The sequence below is a fragment of the Herbidospora cretacea genome (assembly GCF_001570605.1).
Taxonomy (GTDB): domain Bacteria; phylum Actinomycetota; class Actinomycetes; order Streptosporangiales; family Streptosporangiaceae; genus Herbidospora; species Herbidospora cretacea.
Window position 1 is genome coordinate 104,957 of record NZ_BBXG01000025.1, and the last position, 23,171, is coordinate 128,127.

At 70.3% G+C, this 23,171-nt stretch carries 20 protein-coding genes, 1 tRNA gene and 1 pseudogene; 7 read left to right on the forward strand and 15 right to left on the reverse strand.

Annotated elements, in window-relative coordinates; all coding sequences use genetic code 11:
• Positions 1-5: 5 nt before the first annotated feature.
• Positions 6-782, reverse strand: a complete 777-nt coding sequence (locus AW270_RS33720; RefSeq protein WP_061300180.1) for a phosphotransferase — start codon at positions 780-782, stop codon at positions 6-8.
• Between the two features lie 278 nt (positions 783-1,060).
• Between AW270_RS33720 and AW270_RS33725 the strand changes: the two genes are divergently transcribed.
• A complete protein-coding gene (locus AW270_RS33725) occupies positions 1,061-1,261 on the forward strand; it encodes a hypothetical protein (RefSeq protein WP_061300181.1) in 201 nt (66 codons plus the stop codon).
• Positions 1,262-1,269: 8 nt separating this feature from the next.
• Here AW270_RS33725 and AW270_RS33730 read toward each other — a convergent pair.
• A tRNA-Arg gene (locus AW270_RS33730) sits at positions 1,270-1,346 on the reverse strand.
• A 127-nt stretch (positions 1,347-1,473) separates the two neighbouring features.
• Here AW270_RS33730 and AW270_RS33735 point away from each other — a divergent pair.
• Positions 1,474-4,668 (forward strand): ATP-binding protein, encoded by a 3,195-nt coding sequence (locus AW270_RS33735; RefSeq protein WP_061300182.1) that lies wholly within the window; start codon positions 1,474-1,476, stop codon positions 4,666-4,668.
• 51 nt (positions 4,669-4,719) lie between these two features.
• On the opposite strand, the gene AW270_RS33740 is transcribed toward AW270_RS33735, so the two are convergent.
• Both AW270_RS33740 and AW270_RS33745 read right to left on the reverse strand, forming a co-directional pair.
• A complete protein-coding gene (locus AW270_RS33740; protein ID WP_061300183.1) occupies positions 4,720-5,568 on the reverse strand; it encodes an ABC transporter permease in 849 nt (282 codons plus the stop codon).
• Positions 5,565-6,557, reverse strand: a complete 993-nt coding sequence (locus tag AW270_RS33745) for an ATP-binding cassette domain-containing protein (protein ID WP_061300184.1) — start codon at positions 6,555-6,557, stop codon at positions 5,565-5,567. Before AW270_RS33745 ends, AW270_RS33740 begins: the two co-directional genes overlap by 4 nt.
• Positions 6,558-6,641: 84 nt before the next feature.
• Here AW270_RS33745 and AW270_RS33750 point away from each other — a divergent pair, with 84 nt between their 5' ends.
• Positions 6,642-8,024, forward strand: a complete 1,383-nt coding sequence (locus AW270_RS33750; protein ID WP_061300185.1) for a dihydrolipoyl dehydrogenase family protein — start codon at positions 6,642-6,644, stop codon at positions 8,022-8,024.
• On the opposite strand, the gene AW270_RS33755 is transcribed toward AW270_RS33750, so the two are convergent.
• Positions 8,021-8,782, reverse strand: a complete 762-nt coding sequence (locus tag AW270_RS33755) for a putative hydro-lyase (RefSeq protein ID WP_061300186.1) — start codon at positions 8,780-8,782, stop codon at positions 8,021-8,023. The genes AW270_RS33750 and AW270_RS33755 overlap by 4 nt on opposite strands.
• A gap of 78 nt (positions 8,783-8,860) precedes the next feature.
• On the opposite strand from AW270_RS33755, the gene AW270_RS33760 reads away from it, so the two are divergent.
• Positions 8,861-9,832: a pirin family protein gene (locus AW270_RS33760; RefSeq protein ID WP_061300187.1), complete on the forward strand. Its 972-nt coding sequence runs from the start codon at positions 8,861-8,863 to the stop codon at positions 9,830-9,832.
• Between the two features lie 1,034 nt (positions 9,833-10,866).
• Here the strand turns inward: AW270_RS33760 and AW270_RS39265 are convergent.
• Positions 10,867-11,007: a hypothetical protein gene (locus AW270_RS39265; RefSeq protein ID WP_157523032.1), complete on the reverse strand. Its 141-nt coding sequence runs from the start codon at positions 11,005-11,007 to the stop codon at positions 10,867-10,869.
• A gap of 131 nt (positions 11,008-11,138) precedes the next feature.
• Here AW270_RS39265 and AW270_RS33765 point away from each other — a divergent pair, with 131 nt between their 5' ends.
• Entirely contained in the window at positions 11,139-12,806 is a 1,668-nt protein-coding gene (locus tag AW270_RS33765) for a sialidase family protein (protein WP_082802039.1), read from the forward strand.
• 691 nt (positions 12,807-13,497) lie between these two features.
• On the opposite strand, the gene egtD is transcribed toward AW270_RS33765, so the two are convergent.
• The 7 genes and pseudogenes from egtD to AW270_RS33800 all read right to left on the reverse strand — a co-directional run bounded on the left by egtD (position 13,498) and on the right by AW270_RS33800 (position 19,116).
• The gene (gene egtD / locus AW270_RS33770) at positions 13,498-14,424 is read right to left on the reverse strand and encodes an L-histidine N(alpha)-methyltransferase (protein WP_061300209.1); all 927 of its coding nucleotides are present in this window, start codon (positions 14,422-14,424) and stop codon (positions 13,498-13,500) included.
• Between the two features lie 20 nt (positions 14,425-14,444).
• Positions 14,445-15,152, reverse strand: coding sequence for an ergothioneine biosynthesis protein EgtC (gene egtC, locus AW270_RS33775; protein ID WP_061300189.1), 708 nt, complete (start codon positions 15,150-15,152; stop codon positions 14,445-14,447).
• On the reverse strand, positions 15,152-16,438 hold the full coding sequence (gene egtB / locus AW270_RS33780) for an ergothioneine biosynthesis protein EgtB (protein WP_061300190.1): 1,287 nt from the start codon (positions 16,436-16,438) through the stop codon (positions 15,152-15,154). The genes egtC and egtB overlap by 1 nt, the downstream gene beginning before the upstream one ends.
• The gene (locus AW270_RS38195) at positions 16,435-17,031 is read right to left on the reverse strand and encodes a glutamate-cysteine ligase family protein (protein WP_245674997.1); all 597 of its coding nucleotides are present in this window, start codon (positions 17,029-17,031) and stop codon (positions 16,435-16,437) included. Before AW270_RS38195 ends, egtB begins: the two co-directional genes overlap by 4 nt.
• A gap of 684 nt (positions 17,032-17,715) precedes the next feature.
• Positions 17,716-18,261: pseudogene (locus AW270_RS38200) on the reverse strand (glutamate-cysteine ligase family protein); the annotation flags it as partial.
• A 37-nt stretch (positions 18,262-18,298) separates the two neighbouring features.
• Positions 18,299-18,538 carry an anti-sigma factor family protein gene (locus AW270_RS33795; RefSeq protein WP_061300193.1) on the reverse strand — a complete coding sequence of 80 codons (240 nt, stop codon included), beginning with the start codon at positions 18,536-18,538 and terminating at the stop codon, positions 18,299-18,301.
• Positions 18,535-19,116 (reverse strand): RNA polymerase sigma factor, encoded by a 582-nt coding sequence (locus AW270_RS33800; RefSeq protein ID WP_245674996.1) that lies wholly within the window; start codon positions 19,114-19,116, stop codon positions 18,535-18,537. The genes AW270_RS33795 and AW270_RS33800 overlap by 4 nt, the downstream gene beginning before the upstream one ends.
• Before the next feature lie 384 nt (positions 19,117-19,500).
• Between AW270_RS33800 and dapD the strand changes: the two genes are divergently transcribed.
• Entirely contained in the window at positions 19,501-20,427 is a 927-nt protein-coding gene (gene dapD, locus AW270_RS33805) for a 2,3,4,5-tetrahydropyridine-2,6-dicarboxylate N-succinyltransferase (RefSeq protein WP_275477794.1), read from the forward strand.
• A 245-nt stretch (positions 20,428-20,672) separates the two neighbouring features.
• On the opposite strand, the gene AW270_RS33810 is transcribed toward dapD, so the two are convergent.
• Positions 20,673-21,485 (reverse strand): MerR family transcriptional regulator, encoded by an 813-nt coding sequence (locus tag AW270_RS33810; RefSeq protein WP_061300196.1) that lies wholly within the window; start codon positions 21,483-21,485, stop codon positions 20,673-20,675.
• Between the two features lie 128 nt (positions 21,486-21,613).
• Here AW270_RS33810 and AW270_RS33815 point away from each other — a divergent pair, with 128 nt between their 5' ends.
• Complete coding sequence (locus AW270_RS33815; protein ID WP_061300197.1) at positions 21,614-21,796, forward strand: hypothetical protein; 183 nt, start codon at positions 21,614-21,616, stop codon at positions 21,794-21,796.
• A 241-nt stretch (positions 21,797-22,037) separates the two neighbouring features.
• Here the strand turns inward: AW270_RS33815 and AW270_RS33820 are convergent.
• Positions 22,038-23,171: glycoside hydrolase family 6 protein (locus AW270_RS33820; RefSeq protein ID WP_169807408.1), on the reverse strand; the 1,134-nt coding region annotated here is incomplete at its 5' end.

A 23,171-nucleotide genomic window follows, 5' to 3' on the forward strand; every position in this document is an offset into this window, starting at 1 on the left:
GTCCCCTATTGGAGAAAACGGTGCAGATCATCCTCATTCGCATCAAGCCACGCGGCAGCCCGCCGGATGCGCTGCCCCGCCCCCGACTCCCACATGACCGCCCAGCCGCCGCCCTCGGTCTCGGCCTTGTGCTTCATGGCCGTGTACGAGCGGTCGAACCGCAGCCGCGCGGTGGGCAGCAGCCGCAGCCTCTCGGCGGCGCTCAGCCCGTAGGCGTCGGCGAAGATCCGGATGCGCCGCCCGGTGTCGAGATCGGGATGGTCGCGGTCGACCGGGTCGGCGATCGGCGCCCAGTGACGCAGCGTGGTGACGACGTCGAACAGCCGCGACACCGGCCGGGCCATGTCGAAGTCGATCAGCGCCACCGGCAGCCCGTCGCGGAACACGACGTTCTCCGGCGTGATGTCGCAGTGGCCCACCACCTCGGGCTCGGCGTCGTCGGCCGACCCGCTCTCCCAGCGGGCGTCGGGCATGAACCCGCGCACCGCGTCGTGGTAGCGCCGCTGCAACCGGGCCAGCTCGGCGAGCACGTCGTCGCCGGGCGGAAAAGGGCTGTACACCTCCCCCGGCACGAAGCTCAGCACCTCGCGCCCCAGCTCGTCGATGCCGAGCACGCGCGGCGCGGCGTCGAACCCGGCGGCCTCCAGATGACGGAGCAGGGCGTGGACGGCGGACGAGGTGGCCTTCAAGGGGCGGCGGACCGTGTCGCCGACCCGGACCACGCCCGCGGTGACATCGCCGCCGGACAGCGGGACTTCATCGGCCCGCGACACAACGAACATACGAATTGAGGCTAGCGGAAGCGGGCTGCGGACGGCCGGAGGTCGGCCGCAGCCCGCGCCATGAATCTGCCCGGATGACAGGGTTCGGACGGCACTGGAAAAACGCGCGACGACCTGCTACGGAGCGTGACTACCGTCGGGTAGGCTCGCGGCAAGCAAGGGCTTGATCGTTTGAGTCACTGCGCTGCGAAGGGACCAGGACACGAAATGTCTCTCCCGTGAACGCCAGGTGGGTGGTGCCCACATCGAGCGCGGCAGCCGCCGCGGGGTCATTCGCGATGGCCCCGGAGGATTCCACCGGACTGTTCCTCGCGGTCGCGCTCGGAGTCGCGGCCGTGCTCGCCATATTGCTGGTCGTCGAGGCGTCGGCGGCGACCTTCTCGGAGAAGCACAGCGCCAGGGCCCTGAAGGTGCTGGCCCTGCTGTTCGGCCGGGACGAACCGGCCGACGAGCCGCAGCCCGAGGAACCTCGTGAATAAGAGGAGGTTGGCGCGCCCTGAGGGATTCGAACCCCCGACCGGTGGATTAGAAGTCCACTGCTCTATCCGACTGAGCTAAGGGCGCCCAGTGCCTTATTCTGCATGATCCCCGCAGTGGTTTCACACCGCAATTGCGGGGCGCCGGCGCGGACGCCGGATTCGCACCGGCGTTCGACCCGGAAAATGTCGGCGCGGGTCGCTAGCGTAGAGAGATGGACTCTCAGCTCATCGGGCGGGCTCACCCCGCGGGGCTGCTGCGTGCGGAGATCGGCCGGGCCCTCGACAGCCACGGCGGTCTCGTGCTGGTGACCGGCGAGGCCGGGATCGGCAAGACCACTCTGGTCACCGGCGGGGTCGAAGACGCCAAACGGGCCGGGGCCCTCGTGCTCGGGGGGTCGTGCTGGCAGTCCGACGGCGCGCCCGGCTACTGGCCGTGGGTCCAGGTGATCCGGGGGCTGCGCCGGGCCGCCGAGTGGTCGTCGGTGGGGGCCGAGACCGCCGACGTGCTGGCCATCCTGCTGGGCGAGCGGTCCGGCGCGGGCAAGGAGCCGTTCGAGGGCTTCCGGCTCTACGACGCGGTGACGACGGCGCTGGTGGCGGTGGCGCAGCGCCGTCCGGTCGTGGTGGTGATCGACGATCTCCACTGGGCCGACACGGCGTCGCTGAAGCTGCTGGAGTTCGCCGCGCAGCACACCTGGTTCGAGCGGCTGCTGCTGGTCGGCACCTACCGCGACGTCGAGGCCGAGGCGCCCGGCCATCCGCTGGCGCCGCTGATCATGCCGCTGGTGGCGAAGGCGACGTGCATCTCGCTGACCGGCCTGGGCCGCGACGAGGTGGGCTCGCTGATGGCCCGCACCGCCGGGCGGACGCCCGAGCCCGCGCTGGTCGACGAGGTCCACCGGCGCACCGGCGGCAATCCGTTCTTCGTCGAGCAGACCGCCCGGCTCTGGCAGGGCGGCGGCTCGGTGACCGCGATCGCGCCAGGCGTCCGCGATGCGCTGCAGAAACGCATCTCGCTGCTGTCGCCGCAGGTGGCGACGTTACTGACCGACGCGTCGGTGCTGGGGAGCGAGTTCCATCGCGACGTGCTGGCCGCGCTGGCGGGGCTGCCGGCCGCCCGCGTCGACGGGCTCCTCGGCCAGGCGACGGCCGCGCGGCTGGTCGTCGAGCTGACAGAGGGGCGGCTGGGCTTCGCCCATGACCTCGTCCGCGAGACGCTCTACGAATCCCTCGGCGAGGGCGCGGCCGGTCGTCACGCCCGGGTGATCACGGCGCTCGACGCCGACCCGGCCCTGCGCGCCCACGTCCTCCCGGCCGACCAGGCCCGCCACGCCTACCAGGCGGGCCGCGAGCTGCCGCCGGCGGTCACGGTCGAACGGCTGCTGTCGGCGGCCGACGAGGCCCACCGGCGCATGGCCGTCGAGGAGTCGATCGGCCATCTGCGCAAGGCCGCCGTCCGGGGCGAGGCGCTGGAGCCGCGCCGCCGGGCGATGATCGCGATGGAGCTGAGCGCCTGCCTGTTCCACGTCGACGACATGGGCGAGACCCGGGCCACGCTCGAATCCGCCTGGCTGTTCGCCACCCAGACCGGCGACGCCGACGTGCTGGCCCGGGTGGCGGTCAGCTACTACCGGATCGACGGCCCCGGCATGCTCGGCGGCCCGAGCGGCGGGCGCAGCGCCGAGGTGGTCCGGATGGCCCACCGCGCCCTGATCGGCGACGGCCCGGCCGCCTCACCCGACGCGATGGCCCACGAGCTGACGCTCCACATCGCGGCGACCGCCCGCGCGGGCGACGACGACGAGGCGCTGGCCTTCGGCCTGGCCGCCCGCCACGACGTGCTGTTCGGGCTCGGCACGGCCGCCGAGCGCATCGAGCTGACCAGCGAGATGGAGACGGTCGCCCGGCGCAGCGCCGACACCGACACCGAACACTTCGCCGCCTCGCTGCGCTGGGTGGCGCTGCTGGAGGCGGGCGACCCCGTCTATCTCGACCAGTTCGCCGAGTCGACCGCCTTCGCGCTGCGCGTCGGCGGCGAACGCATGATCTTCTCCGCCCGCGTCGACCAGTCGATCATCATGACCCTGGCCGGCCGGTTCGCCGAGGCCGAGGAGTTCCTGCGCGGCGCGATCGAGGTGATCGCCCACGACAGCCGCCACACGCTCGCCTTCATGGTCGACCACGTGCTGTGGGCGGTGCTGCTCCACCAGGGCCGGTTCACCGAGATCCCGGCGGTGCTGGCCCGGCTGGAGACCTCCGGCCACTCGCAGGCCGACCTGCTGAGGGGCATCACCGCCCTCCAGGCGGGCGACCTCGACGCCGCCCTGCGGGCGCTGCCCGACGACGGTCTCGACTCCTACCCCCGCGCGTTCGCCCCGCTGGCGCTGCGCTTCCTCGCCCATGCGGCGGCCGAGTCGGCCGACGCGACGCTGACCGCCTGGGCGGCCGAGACGCTGGCACCCCACTCGGGCAACTGGCTGGTCAGCATCGGCGGCTGCGACATCGCCGGGCCGGTCGACCACTGGCTCGGCGTGCTGGCCGCCGCGCGTGGCCGGTGGGACGAGGCGACCGCCCTGCTGACCAGGGCCCGTGAGTCGGCGGTGGCCATGGAGGCCCGGCCGTGGGTGGTGGAGGCCGGGGTGCGACTCGGGCGCGCCCTGCTGGCGGTCGGCGACCGCGAGCGGGCCGGGGCGCTGCTCGACGAGTCGGCGGCCGAGGCGGCCGAGATGGGCATGCGGCACATCGGGGCGAAGATCGCCCAGATCCGGCGGGAAACGGCGGGCCCGGCGGCTGGTCGGCCGGTGACGGCAGAGCCGTCTCCGGGGCGCGCCTTCGCGGAGGCCGGGCGGCCGCATCACCTCGCTCCCGCTTTCCGGCGTGACGGCGACGTCTGGGAGCTGGCCTACGACGGCGTCGTGGTCCGGATGCCCGACGCCAAGGGCCTGCGCGACCTCCACACCCTGCTGGGAGCTCCCGGCACCGACATCCCGGCGGTCCGGCTGCTCACCCCCGAGGGCGGAAGGGAGGCGGTGGCGGCGCGGAGCTTCGGCGGCGATCCCGTGCTCGACGACGAGGCCAAGGCGCGCTACCGGCGTCACCTGGCCCGGCTCGACGAGGAGATCGACCGGGCCGCCTCCCTCGGCGACGACGTCCGGGCGGCGACCCTCGACCGGGAGCGCGAGGCGCTGCTCGCCGAGCTGCGCGCCGCCGCCGGGCTGGCCGGCCGCGACCGGAGGCTGGGCGACGAGGCGGAGCGGGCCCGCAAGACGGTGACCGCCCGCATCCGCGACACCCTGCGCAAACTCGGCGAACGCCATCCCTCTCTCGCCTCCCATCTGCGTGAGTCGATCACCACCGGTTCGTCGTGCCGCTACCGGCCCGAGTCGCCGGTCGGATGGCGGCTCTGAGATGGCGGCTCTGAGACCGCCGCGCCCCCGTCCGGCGGCGGCCTCAGAGCCCTACTTCCGGTTGTAGGCCCGCATCGTCAGCGGCCCGAAGACGGCCAGCAGCGCCGCCGTGGCGACGAACACCCAGGTCAGTTCGCCCATGTCCGGGGTGCCGTTCATCAGCGACCGGACCGCCGCGACGAGCCGGGTGATCGGGTTGACCTCGACGAAGGCCTGCAGCCAGCCGGGCATCGTCGACGGGTCGACGAAGATGTTGCTCAGGAAGGTCAACGGGAACAGCACGAGCATGCTGACCCCCATCACCGACTTCTCGCTGCGCAGGTAGAGGCCGCACATCGTCCAGATCCACGAGAACGCGAACGAGAACACGACCAGCAGCCCGATCCCCGCCGCCACGCCCGCCACGCCGCCGGCCGGCCGGAACCCCAGGATCAGCCCGACCACAGTGATCACCAGCGAGGCCAGCACATAGCGCAGCACGTCACCCAGCAGGTTCCCGACCAGGGCGGCGGGCCGCCAGATCGGCAGCGACTTGAACCGGTCGAACACGCCCTTGGCGATGTCGATGTTCACCGCCAGCCCGCTGTACATGGTCGTCATGACGACGCTCTGCACCATGATCCCGGGCAGCAGGAACTGCAGGTACTCCCCCGTCGACCCGGCCAGCGCACCGCCGAACAGGTAGGTGAACATGAGCGTCATCATGATCGGGAACGCCGTCACGTCGAACAGCTGCTCCGGCACGTGCTTGATCTTCAGGACGGCGCGCCACCCGAACGTCAGCGACGCCGACAGCGCGCTCGGCCGGGCCGGCCGCTCCCGGGGGTCGAGGACCGCGCCGATGGTCTCGGCGGCGGGGACGTAGACCTGCTCGGCGGTCTCGGTCGTGGTGGCGGTCATGCCGCGGCCTCCTTCTCGGTGGCGGGCTGGGTGGCGGGGTGGTCGGTCAGGGCCAGGAAGACCTCGTCGAGCGACGGCTGGCCGAGGGAGAAGTCGTCGACGACGATCCCGGCGACGGCCAGTTCGGAGAGCGCGCGGGCGGCGTCCTCGGCCGCGCCGTGCTCGGTGCCGTGGCCGGGGACCCGGATCACGACCCTGCGGGGATCGGGGTCGGGGGTCGCGGTGGCGCCGAGGGCGGCCGAGAGCAGCTTCTCGGCGTCGGCCCGCTGGGCGGGGTCGCGCAGCCGCACGTGGACGGTGCCCGCGCCGACCGACGACTTGAGCTCGCCGGGGGTGCCCTCGGCGATGAGCTTCCCATGGTCGATCACCCCGATGCGGGCGGCGAGCTGGTCGGCCTCGTCGAGATACTGCGTGGTCAGCAGCACGGTCGTGCCGTAGCTGACGACGGCCCGGACGATGTCCCACACCTGGTTGCGGCTGCGCGGGTCGAGGCCCGTCGTGGGTTCGTCGAGGAACAGCAGGCGGGGCGTGTTCAGCAGGGTCGCCGAGATGTCGAGCCGCCGCCGCATGCCGCCGGAGTAGTTCTTGACCTGCCGTTCGGCGGCCGCGGTGAGGCCGAACGCCTCCAGGAGCTCGTCGGCGCGGACGCGGGCGGCCGGGGTGCGGAAGCCGAGCAGGCGGCCGATGAGGATGAGGTTCTCGCGGCCGGTCATGTCCTCGTCGAGGGAGGCGTACTGGCCGGTGAGACCGACCAGCGAGCGCACGGCGTCGGCCTCGGCGACCACGTCGTGGCCGAAGACGCGGGCGGCGCCGCCGTCGGGGCGCAGCAGGGTGGCCAGCATCCGGACGGCGGTGGTCTTGCCGGCGCCGTTGGGGCCGAGCACGCCGAACACGGCGCCGGCCGGGACCGTCAGGTCGAGCCCGTCGACGGCGCGGTTGTCGCCGAAGACCTTGACGAGACCGTTCGTCTCGATCGCGGTTTCTGTCATGCCCTTGAGGCGCGAGACCGCGTGCTAGATCGGATCTAGCGGCCCGCGAGATACGGTCGGATCGGAGATCAACGGGAGGAAGAGATGGCAGACGTCTTCGACGTGATCGTTATGGGCGCGGGGCCGGTCGGGGAGAACGTGGTCGACCGGGCCGTGCGCGGCGGCCTGTCGGTCGCCGTGATCGAGGCGGAGCTCGCCGGTGGCGAGTGCTCCTATTGGGCGTGCGTGCCGAGCAAGGCGCTGCTGCGCCCCGTCGACCTGGCCGGAGAGGTGGAGCGGGCGCCGGGGCTGACGGCGGGGCCGATCGACGTCCAGGCGGTGCTGGCGCGGCGTGACTGGGCGGTGAACGACTACAGCGACAACGGCCAGGCCCGCTGGCTGGAGTCGCTGCCGTCCACGTACATCAGGGGCCGGGCGCGGATCGCCGGGGAGAAGAAGGTCGACGTCGGCGGCCGGGTGCTGACCGCGCGGCACGCCGTGGTGGTGGCGACGGGCAGCCTGGCGGCCATCCCCGACATCCCGGGGCTGGCCGAGGCGAACCCGTGGACCAACCGCGAGGCCACCGGCGTGAAGAAGGTGCCGGGACGGCTGATCGTGCTGGGCGGCGGTGTGGTGGCGTGCGAGATGTCCCAGGCGCTGCACGCGCTCGGCGCGACCGAGACGACCATGGTCGTGCGCGGCCACGGCCTGCTCGACCGGTGTGAGAGCTTCGCCGCCACGATGGTCGCCGACGCGCTCGCGGCCCGCGGCGTCGACATCCGGTTCGGCACCCGGATCGAGCGGGTCGAGCGGATCGGCAGCGAGGTCACGGCGCACCTGTCCGACGGCACGACGCTGACCGCCGACGAGATCCTGGTCGCGGCCGGCCGCCGCATCGGCGTGGACATCGGCCTCGACACCGTCGGCCTGCCCGACGGCCGCCCGATCGAGGTCGACGACAGCATGCGCTCGACCAGCCACGACTGGCTCTACGCGGTCGGCGACGCCAACGGCCGGGCGCTCCTCACCCACATGGGCAAATACCAGGCCCGGCTGTGCGGCGACGTGATCGCGGCCCGCGCCAACCGCCGCGCCGACGACCTGCCGTCGATGCGCGACCAGGGCGACCACTACGGCCCGCCCCAGGTGATCTTCACCGACCCGCAGGTCGCCGCGGTCGGCATCACCGAGAAGGAGGCGCGGCGCCGGGGTCTCAACGTCCGTTCCGTCGAGTACGACATGAGCGGCATCACCGGCGCCTACCTGTCGGCGGAGAACTACATCGGGCGCGCGAAGGCCGTGGTCGACGAGGACCGCAAGGTGCTCGTCGGGGTCACCTTCGCGGGCCCGGCGGTGGCGGACATGCTCCACTCCGCGACCATCGCGATCACCGCCGAGGTGCCGATCGACAAGCTCTGGCACGCGGTGCCGTCGTTCCCGACGGTCAGCGAGGTGTGGCTGCGCCTGCTGGAGACCTATGGCCTCTAGACCTGATAGGCCGAGTCCCGGACGTCGGTGATCGCCATGTGCCCCGGCGCGTGGCCGATCGCGAACGGGATCCCGGCCGCCATCACCGCGGCCTGCGGAGTGACTCCGCAGGCCCAGAACACCGGCACCTCCCCCGGCCGGACCTCCACCGGATCGCCGAAGTCGGGCGCGCCGAGGTCGTCGATCCCCAGCCCCGCCGGATCGCCGATGTGCACCGGCGCGCCGTGGACCTGCGGGTAACGCGCGGAGACGCGCACCGCGTCGGCCACCTGCGCCGCCGGGATCGGCCGCATCGACACCACCAGCGGCCCCGACAGCCGCCCGGCCGGACGGCACGGCACCGACGTGCGGTACATGGGCACGTTCAGGCCCATCTCCAGATGCCTGACCGGAATGTCATCTCTGATCAGGGCGTCTTCGAAGGTGAAACTGCACCCGATCAGGAACGGTACGAGATCGTCCCGCCAGAACCGGGAGACATCGGTCACCTCGGCGACGGGCGCGCCGTTCTCGTACACGACATAGCCCGGCAGATCGGTCCGGAGGTCACCCGCGAAGATCGGCATACTGGTGGCCCCAGGATCTCCGACGTCCAGCACCGGACAGGGCTTGGGATTGCGCTGCGCGAAGAGCAGCATGTCGTATGCGAGGTCGGCGGGCACCGCGAGCAGGTTGGCCTGGGCGTAACCCGGACACCACCCTGCGGTGGGCGTCTTCAGCCCGGCCCGGAAGCGGCTCCGGGCCTCGTGAGGGGTCATTCGGGGACGTCCTCCGGAATAGTTGAATTCTCAACCAAGTTGGGGGTGCATAGCTGACACACAGGAAGGAGCCCCAAGATGCCCGCCGTAACCGTGGACAACCCGCTCACCCTCCCCCGGCTGCCCGAGCCCCTCGCGGCCGTGCACGAGCGCAAGGTCCTGACCGTCGCCACCGCGCCCACGGGCTTCGAGGGCGAGGGATTCCCGGTCAGAAGAGCACTGGCCACGATCAAGCCAAAGTATCTCGATCCGTTCATCATGATGGACCAGATGGGCGAGGTGGACTACGCGCCGGGCGAGCCCAAGGGCACGCCGTGGCACCCCCACCGGGGCTTCGAGACGGTGACGTACATCATCGACGGCGTCTTCGACCACACCGACTCCCACGGCGGCGGCGGAACCATCACCAACGGGGACACCCAGTGGATGACGGCCGGCTCCGGCCTCCTCCACAAGGAGGCCCCGCCGGAGTGGCTCGTCCAGAAGGGCGGCCTGTTCCACGGCATCCAGCTCTGGGTGAACCTGCCCTCCAAGTCGAAGATGCTCGCGCCGAAATACCAGGACATCGGGCGGTCCAACGTGGTCCTGCTGAGCAGCCACGACGGCGGCGCGCTGGTCAGGGTCATCGCCGGCGACGTGGCCGGTCACCTCGGCCCCGGCGCCACCCACACGCCGATCACGCTCATCCACGCGAGCATCACCCCCGGAGCCCGGCTGACGATCCCGTGGCGGTCCGACTTCAACGCGCTCGCCTACGTGCTCTCGGGCCGGGGAACCGCCGGGACCGACGGCCAGCCGATCGAGATGGGACAGCTCGCGGTGTACGAGGGCTTCGGGGCCACCCAGGCCGAGACGATCACCCTGTCGGCGTCGAAGGCGCAGGACTCCCGGTCGCCGAACATGGAAGTGATCATCCTCGGCGGCAAGCCGATCGGTGAGCCGGTGGAGCACTACGGGCCGTTCGTGATGAACACGAAGGCGGAACTGGCCCAGGCCTTCGCCGACTTCCAGGCGGGACGGCTGGGGACGATCCCGGCGGGCCACCACTGAATTGCCCTGAAGCGGCCAGGCAACCAGCCTGGCCGCTTCGGCATCTCGTGGACCTGGGTCTTGCGGCTCCACGTCCTTCTCCGGCCGCTTCGGCGTTCCAGACTTGAGCGGGACGTGGGCACGACTCCGGCCGGGGGCAGGCGACCGGCATACGGTCACGTCCTTCAAGAAGTCCGGAGCCTGGCCATTCCGGCGTCCCAGACGTGAACGAGACCTAGGCACGACTCCGACCTGAGGCAGGCGACCGACATACGGTCACGTCCTTCAAGAAGTCCGGAGCCTGGCCATTCCGGCGTCCCAGACGTGAACGAGACCTAGGCACGACTCCGACCTGAGGCAGGCGACCGACATACGGTCACGTCCTTCAAGAAGTCCGGAGCCTGGCCATTCCGGCGTCCCAGACGTGAACGAGACCTAGGCACGACTCCGACCTGAGGCAGGCGACCGACATACGGCCACGTCCTTCAAGAAGTCCAAAGCCTGGCCATTTCGGCGTCCCAGACTTGGGCGAGACCTGGGCACGAGCCTGCCCGACGACTGACCGGCCCCGGCCTGGGACAGGCGACCGGCTAGCGGCCACGTCCGTTGGGAAGCCGGACCGACGACCAACCGGATCCTGGACCCGCGGCAGGTCTGACCAATGGCCTCTTGGGCCTGCGCATGAGTGCGATCACCACATCGGAAAGGCCCCACCCGCTGGCCAACGGGACTCGAACACGACTCAGGTCGGAAGGGTCAACCGGCCTGACCACAGCCGTCAGGGATGCTGGGGCAGACAGCTCAATCGCGCGGCCGACCTGGTTGATGGCCGTCCGGGATGCTGACCTGCCGTGGTCGTGGCCGCGCCACCTCACGGGAGATGTTCTCCGCCGAAAACGGGTGGATCTCGGCGAGCTGTGCGCCAAACTCGCCGAGATCCGCGACGATCCCGTCCACCCGCCGGTGGCGGGACGGTATACCTGTTCCCGTTTGGTTCCCGTGCCCTCGGCGCGGGAACTGCTCGTGGGACCGACCAGTTCCCGAGCGTCAGACGATCAATCCCGGACCCGCCAACTTCCTCTCACCCGATGGTCGGCGGAGGGGCGGCGGAACTCGCCGGTGCGGTCGAACTCGCCGTCGCGGCGCGAGCCCTCGATGGCCTCGTTCCAGCGAACGGCAAGTCGAGTGGTACGCATCTCAATATCCCCCGATAACGTGGTGCTTTTCGTGACTTAGTTGTATTTGGCATCACTTGCAGATCGCTTGCCATCAGATTTCATCTCCTATCTATTGAAAGCGGACGCAGGGTTCGCTTCGGTGGGGTCCCATGAGCGAAATGGTGGGCGCCGGCGTGAGCCGCCCCGTCGTCGTCGACGCGACCGTGGTCCGCGACGCGGCCGGTGAGCTGGCCCGCGAGGGCAACCGGGTGCCGGACATCGTGGCGCTCGACGCGCGCCGCTGGATCGTCTGCTGGCGTTCCGGCGTACCCGACGCTCTCGACCGCACCCCCACCGACCAGGGCGCCATCAACTACGCCGTCACCCACGACGGCGGCGTCACCTGGAAGAAGGGCACCCTCGCGGCGGCCACCGCCACGCACCGCTACCACTACGGAATGCTCTTCACCGAGAGCGGTTCCGTGTACGCCCTCCTCGGCCGCATCACCATCACCGAAGACCGCGACGAATCCGACGTCGATGGATTTCCGGTCCAACTGACCCTGAAGCGCTCCACCGACAACGGAGCGACCTGGACGGACCAGCCCATCTCGGTGGACGTCCCCCCGAACACCCGAGGCGTCGTGATCGCCGGCAAACCGGTCAAGGTCGGCGACGTCTGGACGGTCCCGTTCTGGCGTCAGGGCACCGGCGCGTCCCAGGCGGCCGTACTCCGCTCGACCGACCTGAGGACCTGGCGGTCAGGCGCACCGGCCACCAACCCACCCGGCATCGGCGTCGAGGAGCCCCAGATAGCCCTGCGCCCCGACGGCACGCTCGTCATGGTGACCCGAGCGCTCGTCCGCCGCGACAAGCCCGAGGACCGCGACCCCTACTACCGCGTCTCGGCCGCCCACTGCGCGACCACCACCAGCACCGACGGCGGCCTGACCTGGGCGCCGATGCGTCTCCACCCCGACCTGCCGAACTTCTACGTGAAGACCTTCTTCATGATCGACTCAGTCGGCCGGGAGATCGCCGTCTACAACACCTTCGGCGGCCCCATCAGGGAACCCCGCCCCGACCGCTTCCGCGAGGTCCTCCACTACAAGGTGGCCAACCCCCGCGAACCCTGGCAGCCAGGACGTCTGTTCGCCGACGGCCCCCGCCTGACCAGGACGACCGCCCGAGGCTGGGACGTCTACCCCAGCGCCGCCGAGATCTCCCCCGGCGTCCTCGCCGTCGTCTGGGAACACAACCAGATCGAGATCAAGGTCGCCCGGCTGACCCTGGACACGCCGCTGCCCAAGGACTTGGCCCCCGGCCGCTGGACCCTCGACGTCGGCGCGGCCACCGGCCCCGACGGCGGCCTGCGCCTGCGCTCCACGACCGCCAGAGCGGTCGGCGCCCGCAAGACGATCATGGAGATGTGCGACTTCACGGTGGAGTTCAAGGGCGAGATCGTGGACGACAGCGCCCTCGACCCCGCAACCGGCCAGGGCGTCTGCCTGGGAACGAAGGTGTGCAACGGCGCGCACCGCCTCATGCTGACGGTCCAGAAGGGCGGCGTCTGGACGATGCGCAAAGGCTCGACCAGATGGGAACGCATCCTCGCCACCCCGTCGGCACCGGCGGTGTGGAAGGTCGTGACCGACAGCGCGGGCGTTGCCCGGCTGTTCCGCGACGGCGCCGACACCGGGGTGACCTGGGTCATCCAGGACAGCGGCGAAACACCCCAGCTCAGCCACTGGGTGATGGGCACCCGCGGCGGAAACGCGGCGGAGGCCAGAATCGCCTGGACCCGCTTGACCCCGACAACCGACGACAACCCGGCCTGACGCCCGACACGCCGCACTCCTCGCTCTCACCTGCGCGAGCCCATGTGGCCGAGCCCATGTGGCCGAGCCCATGTGGGCGAAGTCATCTGCGCGAGGTCACCCACCCCGGCACGGCGAGCAGCCCCGGGCGTGTTCGGCTGGATCGCGATCTCGCCGGACGCGCAGTATCTCGGCTGGGACCTGGTCGTCGTCACCCCGGGCACGAACCCGGCGTCCACCCTCTAGCCCAACAACAGGGCAACCCTGCTGCCCCAACGACAGGGCAAAGGCCTGGCATGCCCGCCGACTACTCCGATGACCACCACGACGAGCCCGGCCTCGGCACCTTGATCAGGCCCGAGGACAGAACGCCGGCACCGAACAGCTTGCCCGCATCCCACACGACGCTTGAACCCAGCACCTCCAAGAGAGCTCGCCGAAGAACTTCCGAATACAGCGCGTATGCGAAATTCCGCGCTTGACGCTATGGCGTATGCATTCCGCGAATCACTACCGCCTTCGGCCCGGCGGCCATTTATCGGCACAGCGCCCATCTAAAGGGCACAGGTGCAATCCCACCCGAGCTACCGCCCAGCGCGGCGTCGCCCGAGGGAGCACCTGTACTACGACGTCGGCACCGTCTGAAGCGGACCCCTACGGTCGTCTACACGGCACCATTTCCAGAGGGCACCCCCGCCGCAATCCCACCCCTTCAGCGGGGCACCGCCCGCGACAGGACCAGTGCGAAGTCGCCGTCCGGGTCCGTATACCAGCGCTCCACCTCGAACCCCGCCATCGCCAGTTCCCGGGTCAGCCCCGCCCGGCGGAACTTGGCGCTGATCTCGGTGCGCATCTCCTCGCCCTCGGCGAAGGTCACCGTCAGGTTCAGGGCCTTGACGTGGACGGACATGTCCTTCGTCGCCCGCAGGCGCATCTCGATCCAGTCGTGGTCGGTGTCGTAGATCGCCACGTGGGCGAAGTCGGCCGGGACGAAGTCGGCGTCGAGGCGGCGGTTGATCACCCGCAGGACGTTCCGGTTGAAGGCCGCCGTCACGCCAGCCGAGTCGTCGTAGGCGGCGATCAGCCGGGACGTGTCCTTGACCAGGTCGGCTCCGAGCAGGAACGTCTCCCCGTCGGTCAGGGTCGCGCGGAGCTCCTTGAAGAAGACCTCGCGGGCCGGAGGCTCCAGGTTGCCGATGGTCCCGCCGAGGAAGGCGACCATGCGGTCCTGCCGCTGCGGCAGCTGGGACAGGTGGTTCTCGAAGTCGGCGCACACGCCGACCACCTCGAACCGCTCCGACAGCCGGTCGGCGGCGGTCTTGAGCGTCACGGCGTCGACGTCGACCGGCATGTAGGTGCGCAGGGTCCCGGCCGAGGCCAGGGCGTCGAGCAGCAGCTCGGTCTTCTCCGAGGTGCCGGAGCCGAGTTCGACGAGGGTCGCCGCGCCGCTCACCGCGGCGATCTCCCGTGCGTGGGCCTTCAGAATGGCCAGCTCACGGCGGGTCGGATAATACTCGGGCAGGCGAGTGATCTTGGTGAAGAGCTCGCTGCCGCAGGCGTCGTAGAACCACTTGGGCGGCAGCCATTTCGGCGCCGCCGCGAGGCCCGCTCGGACGTCGTGCTCCAGCGCCTGACGCATGTAGTCAGCGTCGATCAGGTTCACAGGTCCCTCCAGTCGATTCCTTCGGGCGTGACGATCACCAGGGTCCGGTCGGGCACGCTCACCCATCCGTCGTCGCGGTCGTCGAGCGGCTCGCTGGCCACCAGCACCCCTTCGGGGAGCGACCGCACGAATAGCGTGTCGCCCCAGGTCGTGGCCGCGATCGTCTGTCCATCGGTGGCGAGGAGGTTCACTCTCGCCTCGGCGTCGGCGCCGCCGGCCGCCGTGGTGACCTCGGCGATGGCGTCGCCGAGGCCCCATCCCAGCCGCCCGAGCGCGAAGACCCCGGCGGCGAGCTTCGCGGAGTCGCAGGTGCTCTCCGCCTCATGGGCCTTCAGGCCGGTCAGCGCCTCGGCGGGCACCCGGCCGTTGTGGCTGAGCAGCCACTTCCCCTCCATGAAGGGCGCTGTGGCGGTCTCCTCTATCGGCATGCCGACCGTCGCCGAGCGGACCGCCGCGATCAGGCACGTGGAGATCGCCGAGGCGGCCAGGCCGTCGAGGTTGGCGTCGGCCCACATCGGGATGGACCGGCGATAGCGGACGACGCGGTCATCGGCGTACCAGCCCATGCCGAAACCATCGGCGTTAACGGTGCCCCAGCGCTGCCGCCTGGGCACGTAGGACTGTTTCAGCAGGCCGTGGTCGGGCTGCTGGATCAGCGACGACAGCGGGCGGGGTTCGCCGAGCCATGCGGCGTGACGGCACATCAGCGGGCCCCCTCCGCCTCGCCGGCGTCTCGGGCGCAGCGGAAGCCGGAGAAGATCTGGCGGCGCTGCGGATAGTCCCAGTTGCGGAAGGTGGCCCGGACCGCCGCCGGGTCGGCCGCCCAGGAGCCGCCGCGCAGCACGCGGTAGTCGGGCCCGAAGAAGACCTCGCTGTACTCGCGGTACGGGAACGCGCGGAAGCCCGGATAGGCCTGGAACGTGGAGGACGTCCACTCCCAGACGTCGCCGATCATCTGCTCGACGCCGTAGGGGCTCGTCCCGGCCGGGTAGGCGCCCACGGGGGCCGGACGGGCGGCCCGATGGCCGAGGTTGGCCAGCTCGGGGGTGGGCGGCTCGTCGCCCCACGGGTAGCGCCGCGAGCGTCCCTCCTCGGGGCTCCAGGCGCAGGCCTTCTCCCACTCGGGCTCGGTGGGCAGCCGCTTGCCCGCCCAGCGGGCGTAGGCGTCGGCCTCGTACCAGCTCACGTGCTGCACCGGCTCGTTGGGCGGGATCTGCTCGGCCCGGCCGAAGCGGGTGCGCCACCAGGTGCCGCCGTCGTCACGGGTCCAGAACAGCGGCGCCTGGAGGCCCAGCCGGAAGCCCTCGGGATGCCACCAGCGCGGGTCGCGGTAGCCGCCGTCTTCGACGAAGGCCAGGAAGTCGCCGTTGCTGACGGGCACCCGATCGATCCAGAACGCCGGGACGTCGACCGTGTGGGCAGGGCGCTCGTTGTCGTAGGCCCACGGGTTGACGTCGGTGCCCATGGTGAACGGCCCACCGGGGACGAACACCTCGCCCGACACCGGCCGCCCGGCGGGCAGGTCGCCGTCGCCGACCAGGCCAGGCTCGCGGGAGAGCTGGAGGGTGGCGAGCATGGTCTCGTCGTGCTGGTGTTCGTGCTGGATGATCAGCCCGAACACGAAGCCGCCCGACTTGAGCGGATTCGGATCGTCGAAGTCGACCTTGTCGAGAACGTCGAGCACCCGCCCGCGCACACCCTCGATGTAGGCGCGCGCCTCGGCCGGCCCCAGCATCGGCAGCGTCGGACGGTCGCGGCGCGGCGTCTTGAACGCGTCGTAGATGTCGTCGATCTCGGGTCGCAGCGGCGTGATCCCGCCGACCTCGCGCAGCACCCACAGCTCCTCGTAGTTTCCGACGTGGGCGAGGTCCCAGACCAGCGGCGACATCAACGGGGAGTGCTGGCGGACGAGCAGGTGGTCGTCGGCGTCGGTGTAGCTCAGGGAGCGGTCGCGCACAGCCTGGAGCTGGGCGGCGATCTGTTCCTTCATCGGCTCTCCAAGAGGAGGTCGGCGGCCGGGGACCGGCCGGGTTCGACGAACCGCACGGCATAGTCGGTGACCTGGTCGATCAGACTCTGTGGCGCGCCGTGGCGGGGCAACGCCCTGACGGCGGCCCGGAAGGCCGCGACGGCGGCGCGGCGGATGGGCGGCGGAGCGAGCCCGCACCTGGCCGCCTCGGCCCACTGCCCCGCGACGGCCATCGCGTCACCGGCCGCGGCGGCGGCCGCCTCGTCGTCGACGATCAGGGCGTAGGAGACGGCGACCGCGACCGGCCAAGCGACCGGGCCGAGGGCGTCGAGGTAGCGGATCTCCATGAACCCGCGCGGCCGGACGGGCGGAAAGAGAGTGGTGGCGTGATAGGCCAGGTCATCGAGGGTGGGCGGACGCCCGGTGGCGAGCTGGAAGTCACGGAACCTCTGCGCCCCCGCCATCTGCCGGCAGGACCCGTCGGACTCGTTGACCAGCATCAGCCGCGCGGCCTCAAGGTAGGCGGCCCAGTCAGCGGCCGGATGCCCCCGCCGAGGCAGCCCCAAGGCCCGTCGGCCCACAGAGACGGTCTCCGCCGAACGGAGCCGGTTCACCTGGCCGCTGTAAGCGCCACCCTCCGCCTCCACAAATGGGACACATGAACATCCGAGACGAGAACCAGTGGAAACCGCCGGAGACTCCCCGGAGCCATCGCATATGGCGCATGACCGGCCGGCATCCGCCCCTGCGGACGCCTGCCCGAACGGCCCCATGCCCGAATCCACGCGCTGCCCATGAGAACCGCCGCAGACCACGCACGAACGACCCGAACGCAGTAGCGCCTCGCTCGATCCGCTGCGTGTGGTCCCCGAATGAACAGGATTCGATGCCGCGGACGCCTGTCCTCGGACACTCACCGACCGTTCACCCGAACCACCGCAGGCAACGCACAACCGACCGGGCTCCTGCGCCTCCGACCGTTCACCCGGCCCGCCACAGGCGACGCATGATCGACCGAATTCCTGCGCCTCCGACCCTGCACCCGGCCCGCCACAGGCGACGCATGATCGACCCACGTCCTGCGCCTCCGACCCTGCACCCGAACCGCCACAGGCAACGCACAATCGACCGAACTCCTGCGCCTGCGACCGCTCGCCCGACCCGCCGCAAGCCGCACACGCATAACCATCCGGTGTACCCCCGGCCAGGTCTGCCTCGGCCGGAAGATGCCCCGGCCCCACCGGAGCCGTGCGCGTCGGGTCGAGTGCCAGCCAGATCGCCTGCCTCCCCGACAGCCACGGTTCGAATCCCGGCACCGGCCCCGGCGAGTTGGCGAACGCCGCCACCAGCACCGGCCCGAACAGATGAGCCCGTCGCCACCGGACGAAGGGATCAGGCCCGAAGTCGAGGTTGACCTGGATCGACGCGGTCGAGCACATCATCAGCGGCCCATAGGGCTCCCCCAGGCAGGCGGCCATGGCGTCATAGCGCGGGGTGTGGAGCTGGCGCAGCGGGCGCCGGTGACCGTCGACCCCCGACCGCCCGAGCGCGAGGCCGGCCGCGCCCAGAGCAGACCGTACGAGATCGACGTCGTGTTGGAGCGCGGCCACAGCAGACGGCAGCGAACCCGGTGGCGCCGACAGTTCGATCTGGCCTCCGGGCTCGAAGGTGATCACGCTCCCGCCGGGAAGGGTCAGCCCGCCGAGAGCGCCGGTGACCCGCGCGATGGGCACGGTCAGCGATGGGTCGGTCACGTCGTGGACGAGGAACTCCAGCTCCACGCCGACCTGATCGCCGGGGCTCCCCGTGAAACAGCCTTCCGCGTACGCCAGCACATCGGCCATGACCACTCAGATCCATGACCGCCCCTGGCGTTACACCTCATTCCGAGTTTTCTGCGCTCGTTTCCCGGAAGGCCGTCAGCAGGCGGGATCGCGTCTGCGGGGAGAGGCCGGGGGCGGGGAGCTCACCGAGGGCGGTGATGGTGGCGGTGAACCGGCCGTAGTAACCGGCGCAGCCGCCGCACACGGCCATGTGGTCGAGGAAGAGGGGGCGGGAGGAGGAGTCGAGGGCGTCGTCGAGGAAGGCGGTCACGAGTTCGGCGAACTCGTCGCAGTTCATGGCCCTCCTTTCCCGTCGTAGTAGGCCGCCAGGTGGTCGCGGACGGCCGCCCTGGCCCGGTGGAGCAGCACCCGCTGGTTGGCCGGGGAGATCGACAGGATCTCGCAGACCTCGTCGGAGCCGTAGCCCTCCATGTCGCGCAGCGTGATCACGGCGCGCTGCCGGGACGGGAGGGTGCCCACCGCCTGCTCGATCAGCTCTCTGACCTCGCCGGCCAGCGCCGCCCCTTCGGGACCGCCCTCGGCCCGCTCGGGCCGGTCGCCGTCGGGACGCTCGCCGCCGACGCTGCTCACCGGGATAGTACGGCTCTCTCGCTCTCCGCGTCTGCGCGCGGTGTTGACCAGAATGCGGTAAACCCATGTGCGCAGGGACGACCGGCCCTCGAAGGCGCCGACGGCCCGGATGACCGCGAGCCAGGTGTCCTGGACGACTTCCTCCGCCGACGCCGCCGTCGACACGTATGACCTGGCAAGGCGCAGCATCCCGCGTGACCATTCGTCGAGAAGCAGCGCGAAGACCGCCTCGTCGCCGCTGCGCAGCCCGGCCACGATCACCGGATCGGGCGGAAAATCGGTCACCTCACCGAGCCTAACGACGCCCTCCGACATTCCCGCGACCCTCCAGTGAACGCCCGATGCCCGCAATGTCTCCCCTGCCCGGCATCTCCCCCTATCCACCTAATCACCCTCTGTGAGCGATTCGGTCGGCAGGGTGTCGAAGCACGGTAACCGACGCATGCGAACTCCCGTTGACGTCGTGTGAATCCCGATGGCGGCGCGCCACCGGCGGCGATCACCCAACGTGACCACAGGGATGAACGGACGACGAACGCGACGTGACTACCTGTGGATATCTCCTCGCGGGATGCGGTTTTCCACAGGCCGGGTTCCCGCGTCGTCCGGGCGGGATCGGGGACGGTAGGTTCTTGAACCGTGACTTTCATCGAATCCGGTGCTCACGGTGTGGGAATCGCGACCGTCACCCCCGAAGGGACGGTCCTTGACGTCTGGTTCCCCAACCCCGCCCTAGGTGACCCCGGCGAGCCGGGAGTCCGGCGGCTGGCCGCGATCGAGGTCGGTGATCTGGCGAGCCTCGTCAGGGAAGACGCCGACCGCAACGTCGAGGTCGTGGCCGTCCAGGTCGGGATCGGCAAGCTGACCGACCCGCCCGCCGACACCTATGACGTCTACCTGCGCCTCCACCTGCTGTCCCACCGTCTGATCCAGCCTCACCAGGCCAACCTCGACGGCATCTTCGGCCTGCTGGCCAACGTCGTGTGGACCAATCACGGCCCCTGCCAGGTCGAGGGCTTCGAGAACGTCCGCGCCCGCCTGCGCGCCCGCGGCCCGGTGACCGTTTATTCGGTCGACAAGTTCCCCCGGATGGTCGACTACGTCCTGCCGAGCGGGGTGCGCATCGGCGACGCCGACCGGGTCAGGCTCGGCGCCCACCTGGCGTCCGGCACGACCGTCATGCACGAGGGCTTCGTCAACTTCAACGCCGGCACCCTGGGCACCTCGATGGTCGAGGGCCGCGTCTCGGCCGGCGTCGTCGTGGGCGACGGCTCCGACGTCGGCGGCGGCGCGTCCATCATGGGCACCCTGTCGGGCGGCGGCAAGGAGACCATCCAGGTCGGCCGCCGCTGCCTGATCGGCGCCCAGGCCGGCATCGGCATCTCCCTCGGCGACGACTGCGTGGTCGAGGCGGGCCTCTACGTCACCGGCGGCACCAAGGTGACCCTCCCCGACGGCGCCGTCGTCAAGGCCAAGGAACTCTCCGGCCAGAACGGCCTGCTGTTCCTCCGCGACTCGGTGACCGGCGCCGTCGTGGCCAAGCAGCGCACCGGCGGCAAGATCGAACTCAACGCCGCCCTCCACGCCAACGACTGACCCGGCCGGGCGAGGTCCCAATCTTGCCCTTCGCCGATCGACGCAGAACCGGCCGAGGGCGGCGCCGACATCGACGCCGCCCTCGGACTGCGGTCGCCGCCGAACCCGGATCGGTCCGAGCAGCCACGCATCCTTCGACTTTCCAACAGCTCACGGCTCGTAAGCGATCTTCGAGGCCCCCGGTCGCGGCTCCGCCTACAGGGCATTCCGGGCCTTTCGGCTTCGGACCGCCCTCGCCCGGCCCTCTATGCCAGGGGTTCCTGGATCTCCGTCACCCAGGTCTCCGGGTCGCCCATCCCGTATTCCAGGTAGACCTCGCGGCTGAACCCCACGCTCCGCTCGCCGTGGTCCTCGATCCAGCGGTGCAGGTCCTGGATGGTCGCGTCCACGCCGTCCATCAGCCCGTGGTGGATGATCGTCGCGACCCGGTCGATGCCCGGCAGGTCGACGACGTCGAAGTCGTAGGACGGGTCCGGCCCGACGTTCACGGGGAAGCTCGCGTGGATCCTCACACCGCCGTCGGCGACCTCCTCGTAGTAGGCGATCCCGGGCCCCGCGATCTCCACGCCGGCCTTGTTCAGCCGGGCGTGCAGTTCCGGATAGAGCGGCTGGATGACCGGGCCGATGTGCTCGCTGGCGTAACTCTCGGCCACCGCCGACAGTTCGGCCACCCGCGCGGCTGGAACCGATTTCACCACGACGTCGGCAGGCATGACGCCCTCCCTCTCGATGATGTGGATCCTCGCCTCGACCCCTCGCAGCCTGATCCCGTCGGCGAGGACCTGCGCCTCCAGTTCGGCCCGGCGGAGCCGCAGCATCCCGTGCAGTTCCCCGACCCCGACCTTGTCGTCGAGGATCTCGCGGATCTGCTGAAGCGTGAATCCGAGATCCTTCAGGGCGACGAGCCGGTTCAGGCGGCTGAGCTGGGCCGCCTGGTAGGAGCGGTAGCCCGTCGCAGGGTCCACGCGGGCGGGGGTCAGCAGGCCGAGAGCGTCGTAGTGGCGCAACATGCGCACCGACACGCGGCCGATCCTGGCGAAGTCTCCGATGCTGTACATGACGCCTCCAGGACTATCGGCTGACACTGTGTGAGGGTCAACGACTGTCCCTGAGACGCCCCTGAGTTGTCCCTGATGTTGCCGCCTGACCCGCGCTTTCTCCCCAAATGCGGCTTACCGTGAAACCTATGGGACGCATTCTTCTGTACGCCGTCATCGCCATCGCCGCCTTCTTCGTCATCGGCTGGCTCATCGGGCTCGTCTTCGGGCTCCTCAAGTGGGTTCTGATCCTCGGCGTCATCGGCTTCGCCGTCATGGTCGTCATGAAACTGGCGCGCGGCGACAAGGGCAAGACGCCCGACTGGTCGTGAATGCGACCGAGCCCCGGCGCTGAAACGGCCGGGGCTCAAGACGGAAACTCAAAAGATCTCTCTCCGTTACGGCTCCGCCCACCCTGCCCCACCCGCCGCCTCCGGTTCCCACCGCCCCCGGCGCCAACCGGCCCCGCCCGCTCCGCACCGCGACGACGGAGAACCCGGCCGCCAGACAGCCCCCCCAAACGCGGAAAGCCCCGGCGTCCGAAGACACCGGGGCTTCCTCATGTGCTAGCCGCTAGCTGATGGGCGGGTAGGCGTTGGCGAGGAGCTGACGGAACTGGGCCGAGAACCAGTGACCCGACAGCGGAGCGTTGCCCAGAGCACCGGTGGGGTTGTTCCCGTTACGGTCGTTGCCGCCGTAGGTCGGGTCACACATCCGGTCGAAGCCCTTGCCCTCGGTGTTCGGGATCTCCTCCGAGGCACCGTCCGACTCGCCCGGAGGCTTGACCCACACGTAGGCGTCGATACCGGTCGCGGGGTTGGCGCGCGGACGCTCGCCCAGACCCGCACCCGACTGGTTGCACCAGTTGCCGGCGTGGACCCGCCGGTCGACCTTGGAGTTGTTGACGAAGGTGTTCAGGTCGGTCGAGGTGCTCGGACCGGTCGGGCGGTTCGGGCCGCCCCAGCCGTTGCGCGAGGTGTCGATCAGCATGCCGATGCTGGAGGAGAAGCCCTCCTGGATCAGGCGGGTGCGGAAGGCCTGCGCGAAGGACAGCTCGTCGATGTAGAAGTTCCAGTCGACCCAGCGGGACTGGCGGATCTGCTGGCCGTTGACGGTGCCGTTGACCGAGAAGTACGGCTCGGTCAACGCGCTGTAGTTGGCGGTGTTGGTGATGAAGCCGTGGACGGTGGCCTTGCCACCGGTGGCCAGCGCCGCCGCGGTGCCGAACTGCACAGCCGACGGACCGAAGTTGGAGTCCCAGCCCAGCCAGCCGTGGTGACCGGCGTCCACGTAGTTGTAGACGTTCGGGATCGCGTACAGCTTGCCCAGCGCGTAGGCCACACCCTGCTCGTAAGCGCCGGAGTTCTTGGCCTCCTGACACTTGGGCAGGTTCAGGTTGGTGACCAGGTTCGGCAGCGAGTCGATCTCGATGATCGCCACGATCCGCAGGTTGCGGTACTTGCTGTCCGCCATGATCGCGGCGATCGGGTCGATGTACTCGGTCTTGTACCGGGCCAGACCGTTTTCGGAGACCTTCAGCTCACCGTTGGAGGCCAGCGCCGAACAGTCACGGTTGGGCAGGTTGTAGATCACGACCTGGATCGTCAGTGGCGTGGCACCGTTGGCGGCGTCCTGAGCGACGGCCAGGTCCAGGTGGTCACGCAGACCCTTGCTGTTGTTACCCGCCGAACCGCTGGTGATGGCGGC

Excerpts from the sequence above, each read along its gene's own strand:
- AW270_RS33745 (WP_061300184.1), bottom strand. The coding sequence starts at position 6,557 with ATGACAGAAACCGCGATCGAGACGAACGGTCTCGTCAAGGTCTTCGGC.
- AW270_RS33760 (WP_061300187.1), top strand. The coding sequence starts at position 8,861 with ATGCCCGCCGTAACCGTGGACAACCCGCTCACCCTCCCCCGGCTGCCC.
- AW270_RS33735 (WP_061300182.1), top strand. The coding sequence starts at position 1,474 with ATGGACTCTCAGCTCATCGGGCGGGCTCACCCCGCGGGGCTGCTGCGT.
- AW270_RS33740 (WP_061300183.1), bottom strand. The coding sequence starts at position 5,568 with ATGACCGCCACCACGACCGAGACCGCCGAGCAGGTCTACGTCCCCGCC.
- AW270_RS33725 (WP_061300181.1), top strand. The coding sequence starts at position 1,061 with ATGGCCCCGGAGGATTCCACCGGACTGTTCCTCGCGGTCGCGCTCGGA.
- egtD (WP_061300209.1), bottom strand. The coding sequence starts at position 14,424 with ATGCGTCAGGCGCTGGAGCACGACGTCCGAGCGGGCCTCGCGGCGGCG.
- AW270_RS33815 (WP_061300197.1), top strand. The coding sequence starts at position 21,614 with ATGGGACGCATTCTTCTGTACGCCGTCATCGCCATCGCCGCCTTCTTC.
- egtC (WP_061300189.1), bottom strand. The coding sequence starts at position 15,152 with ATGTGCCGTCACGCCGCATGGCTCGGCGAACCCCGCCCGCTGTCGTCG.
- egtB (WP_061300190.1), bottom strand. The coding sequence starts at position 16,438 with ATGAAGGAACAGATCGCCGCCCAGCTCCAGGCTGTGCGCGACCGCTCC.
- AW270_RS33755 (WP_061300186.1), bottom strand. The coding sequence starts at position 8,782 with ATGACCCCTCACGAGGCCCGGAGCCGCTTCCGGGCCGGGCTGAAGACG.
- AW270_RS33720 (WP_061300180.1), bottom strand. The coding sequence starts at position 782 with ATGTTCGTTGTGTCGCGGGCCGATGAAGTCCCGCTGTCCGGCGGCGAT.
- AW270_RS33750 (WP_061300185.1), top strand. The coding sequence starts at position 6,642 with ATGGCAGACGTCTTCGACGTGATCGTTATGGGCGCGGGGCCGGTCGGG.
- AW270_RS33795 (WP_061300193.1), bottom strand. The coding sequence starts at position 18,538 with ATGAACTGCGACGAGTTCGCCGAACTCGTGACCGCCTTCCTCGACGAC.
- AW270_RS33765 (WP_082802039.1), top strand. The coding sequence starts at position 11,139 with ATGAGCGAAATGGTGGGCGCCGGCGTGAGCCGCCCCGTCGTCGTCGAC.
- AW270_RS33810 (WP_061300196.1), bottom strand. The coding sequence starts at position 21,485 with ATGTACAGCATCGGAGACTTCGCCAGGATCGGCCGCGTGTCGGTGCGC.
- AW270_RS39265 (WP_157523032.1), bottom strand. The coding sequence starts at position 11,007 with ATGCGTACCACTCGACTTGCCGTTCGCTGGAACGAGGCCATCGAGGGC.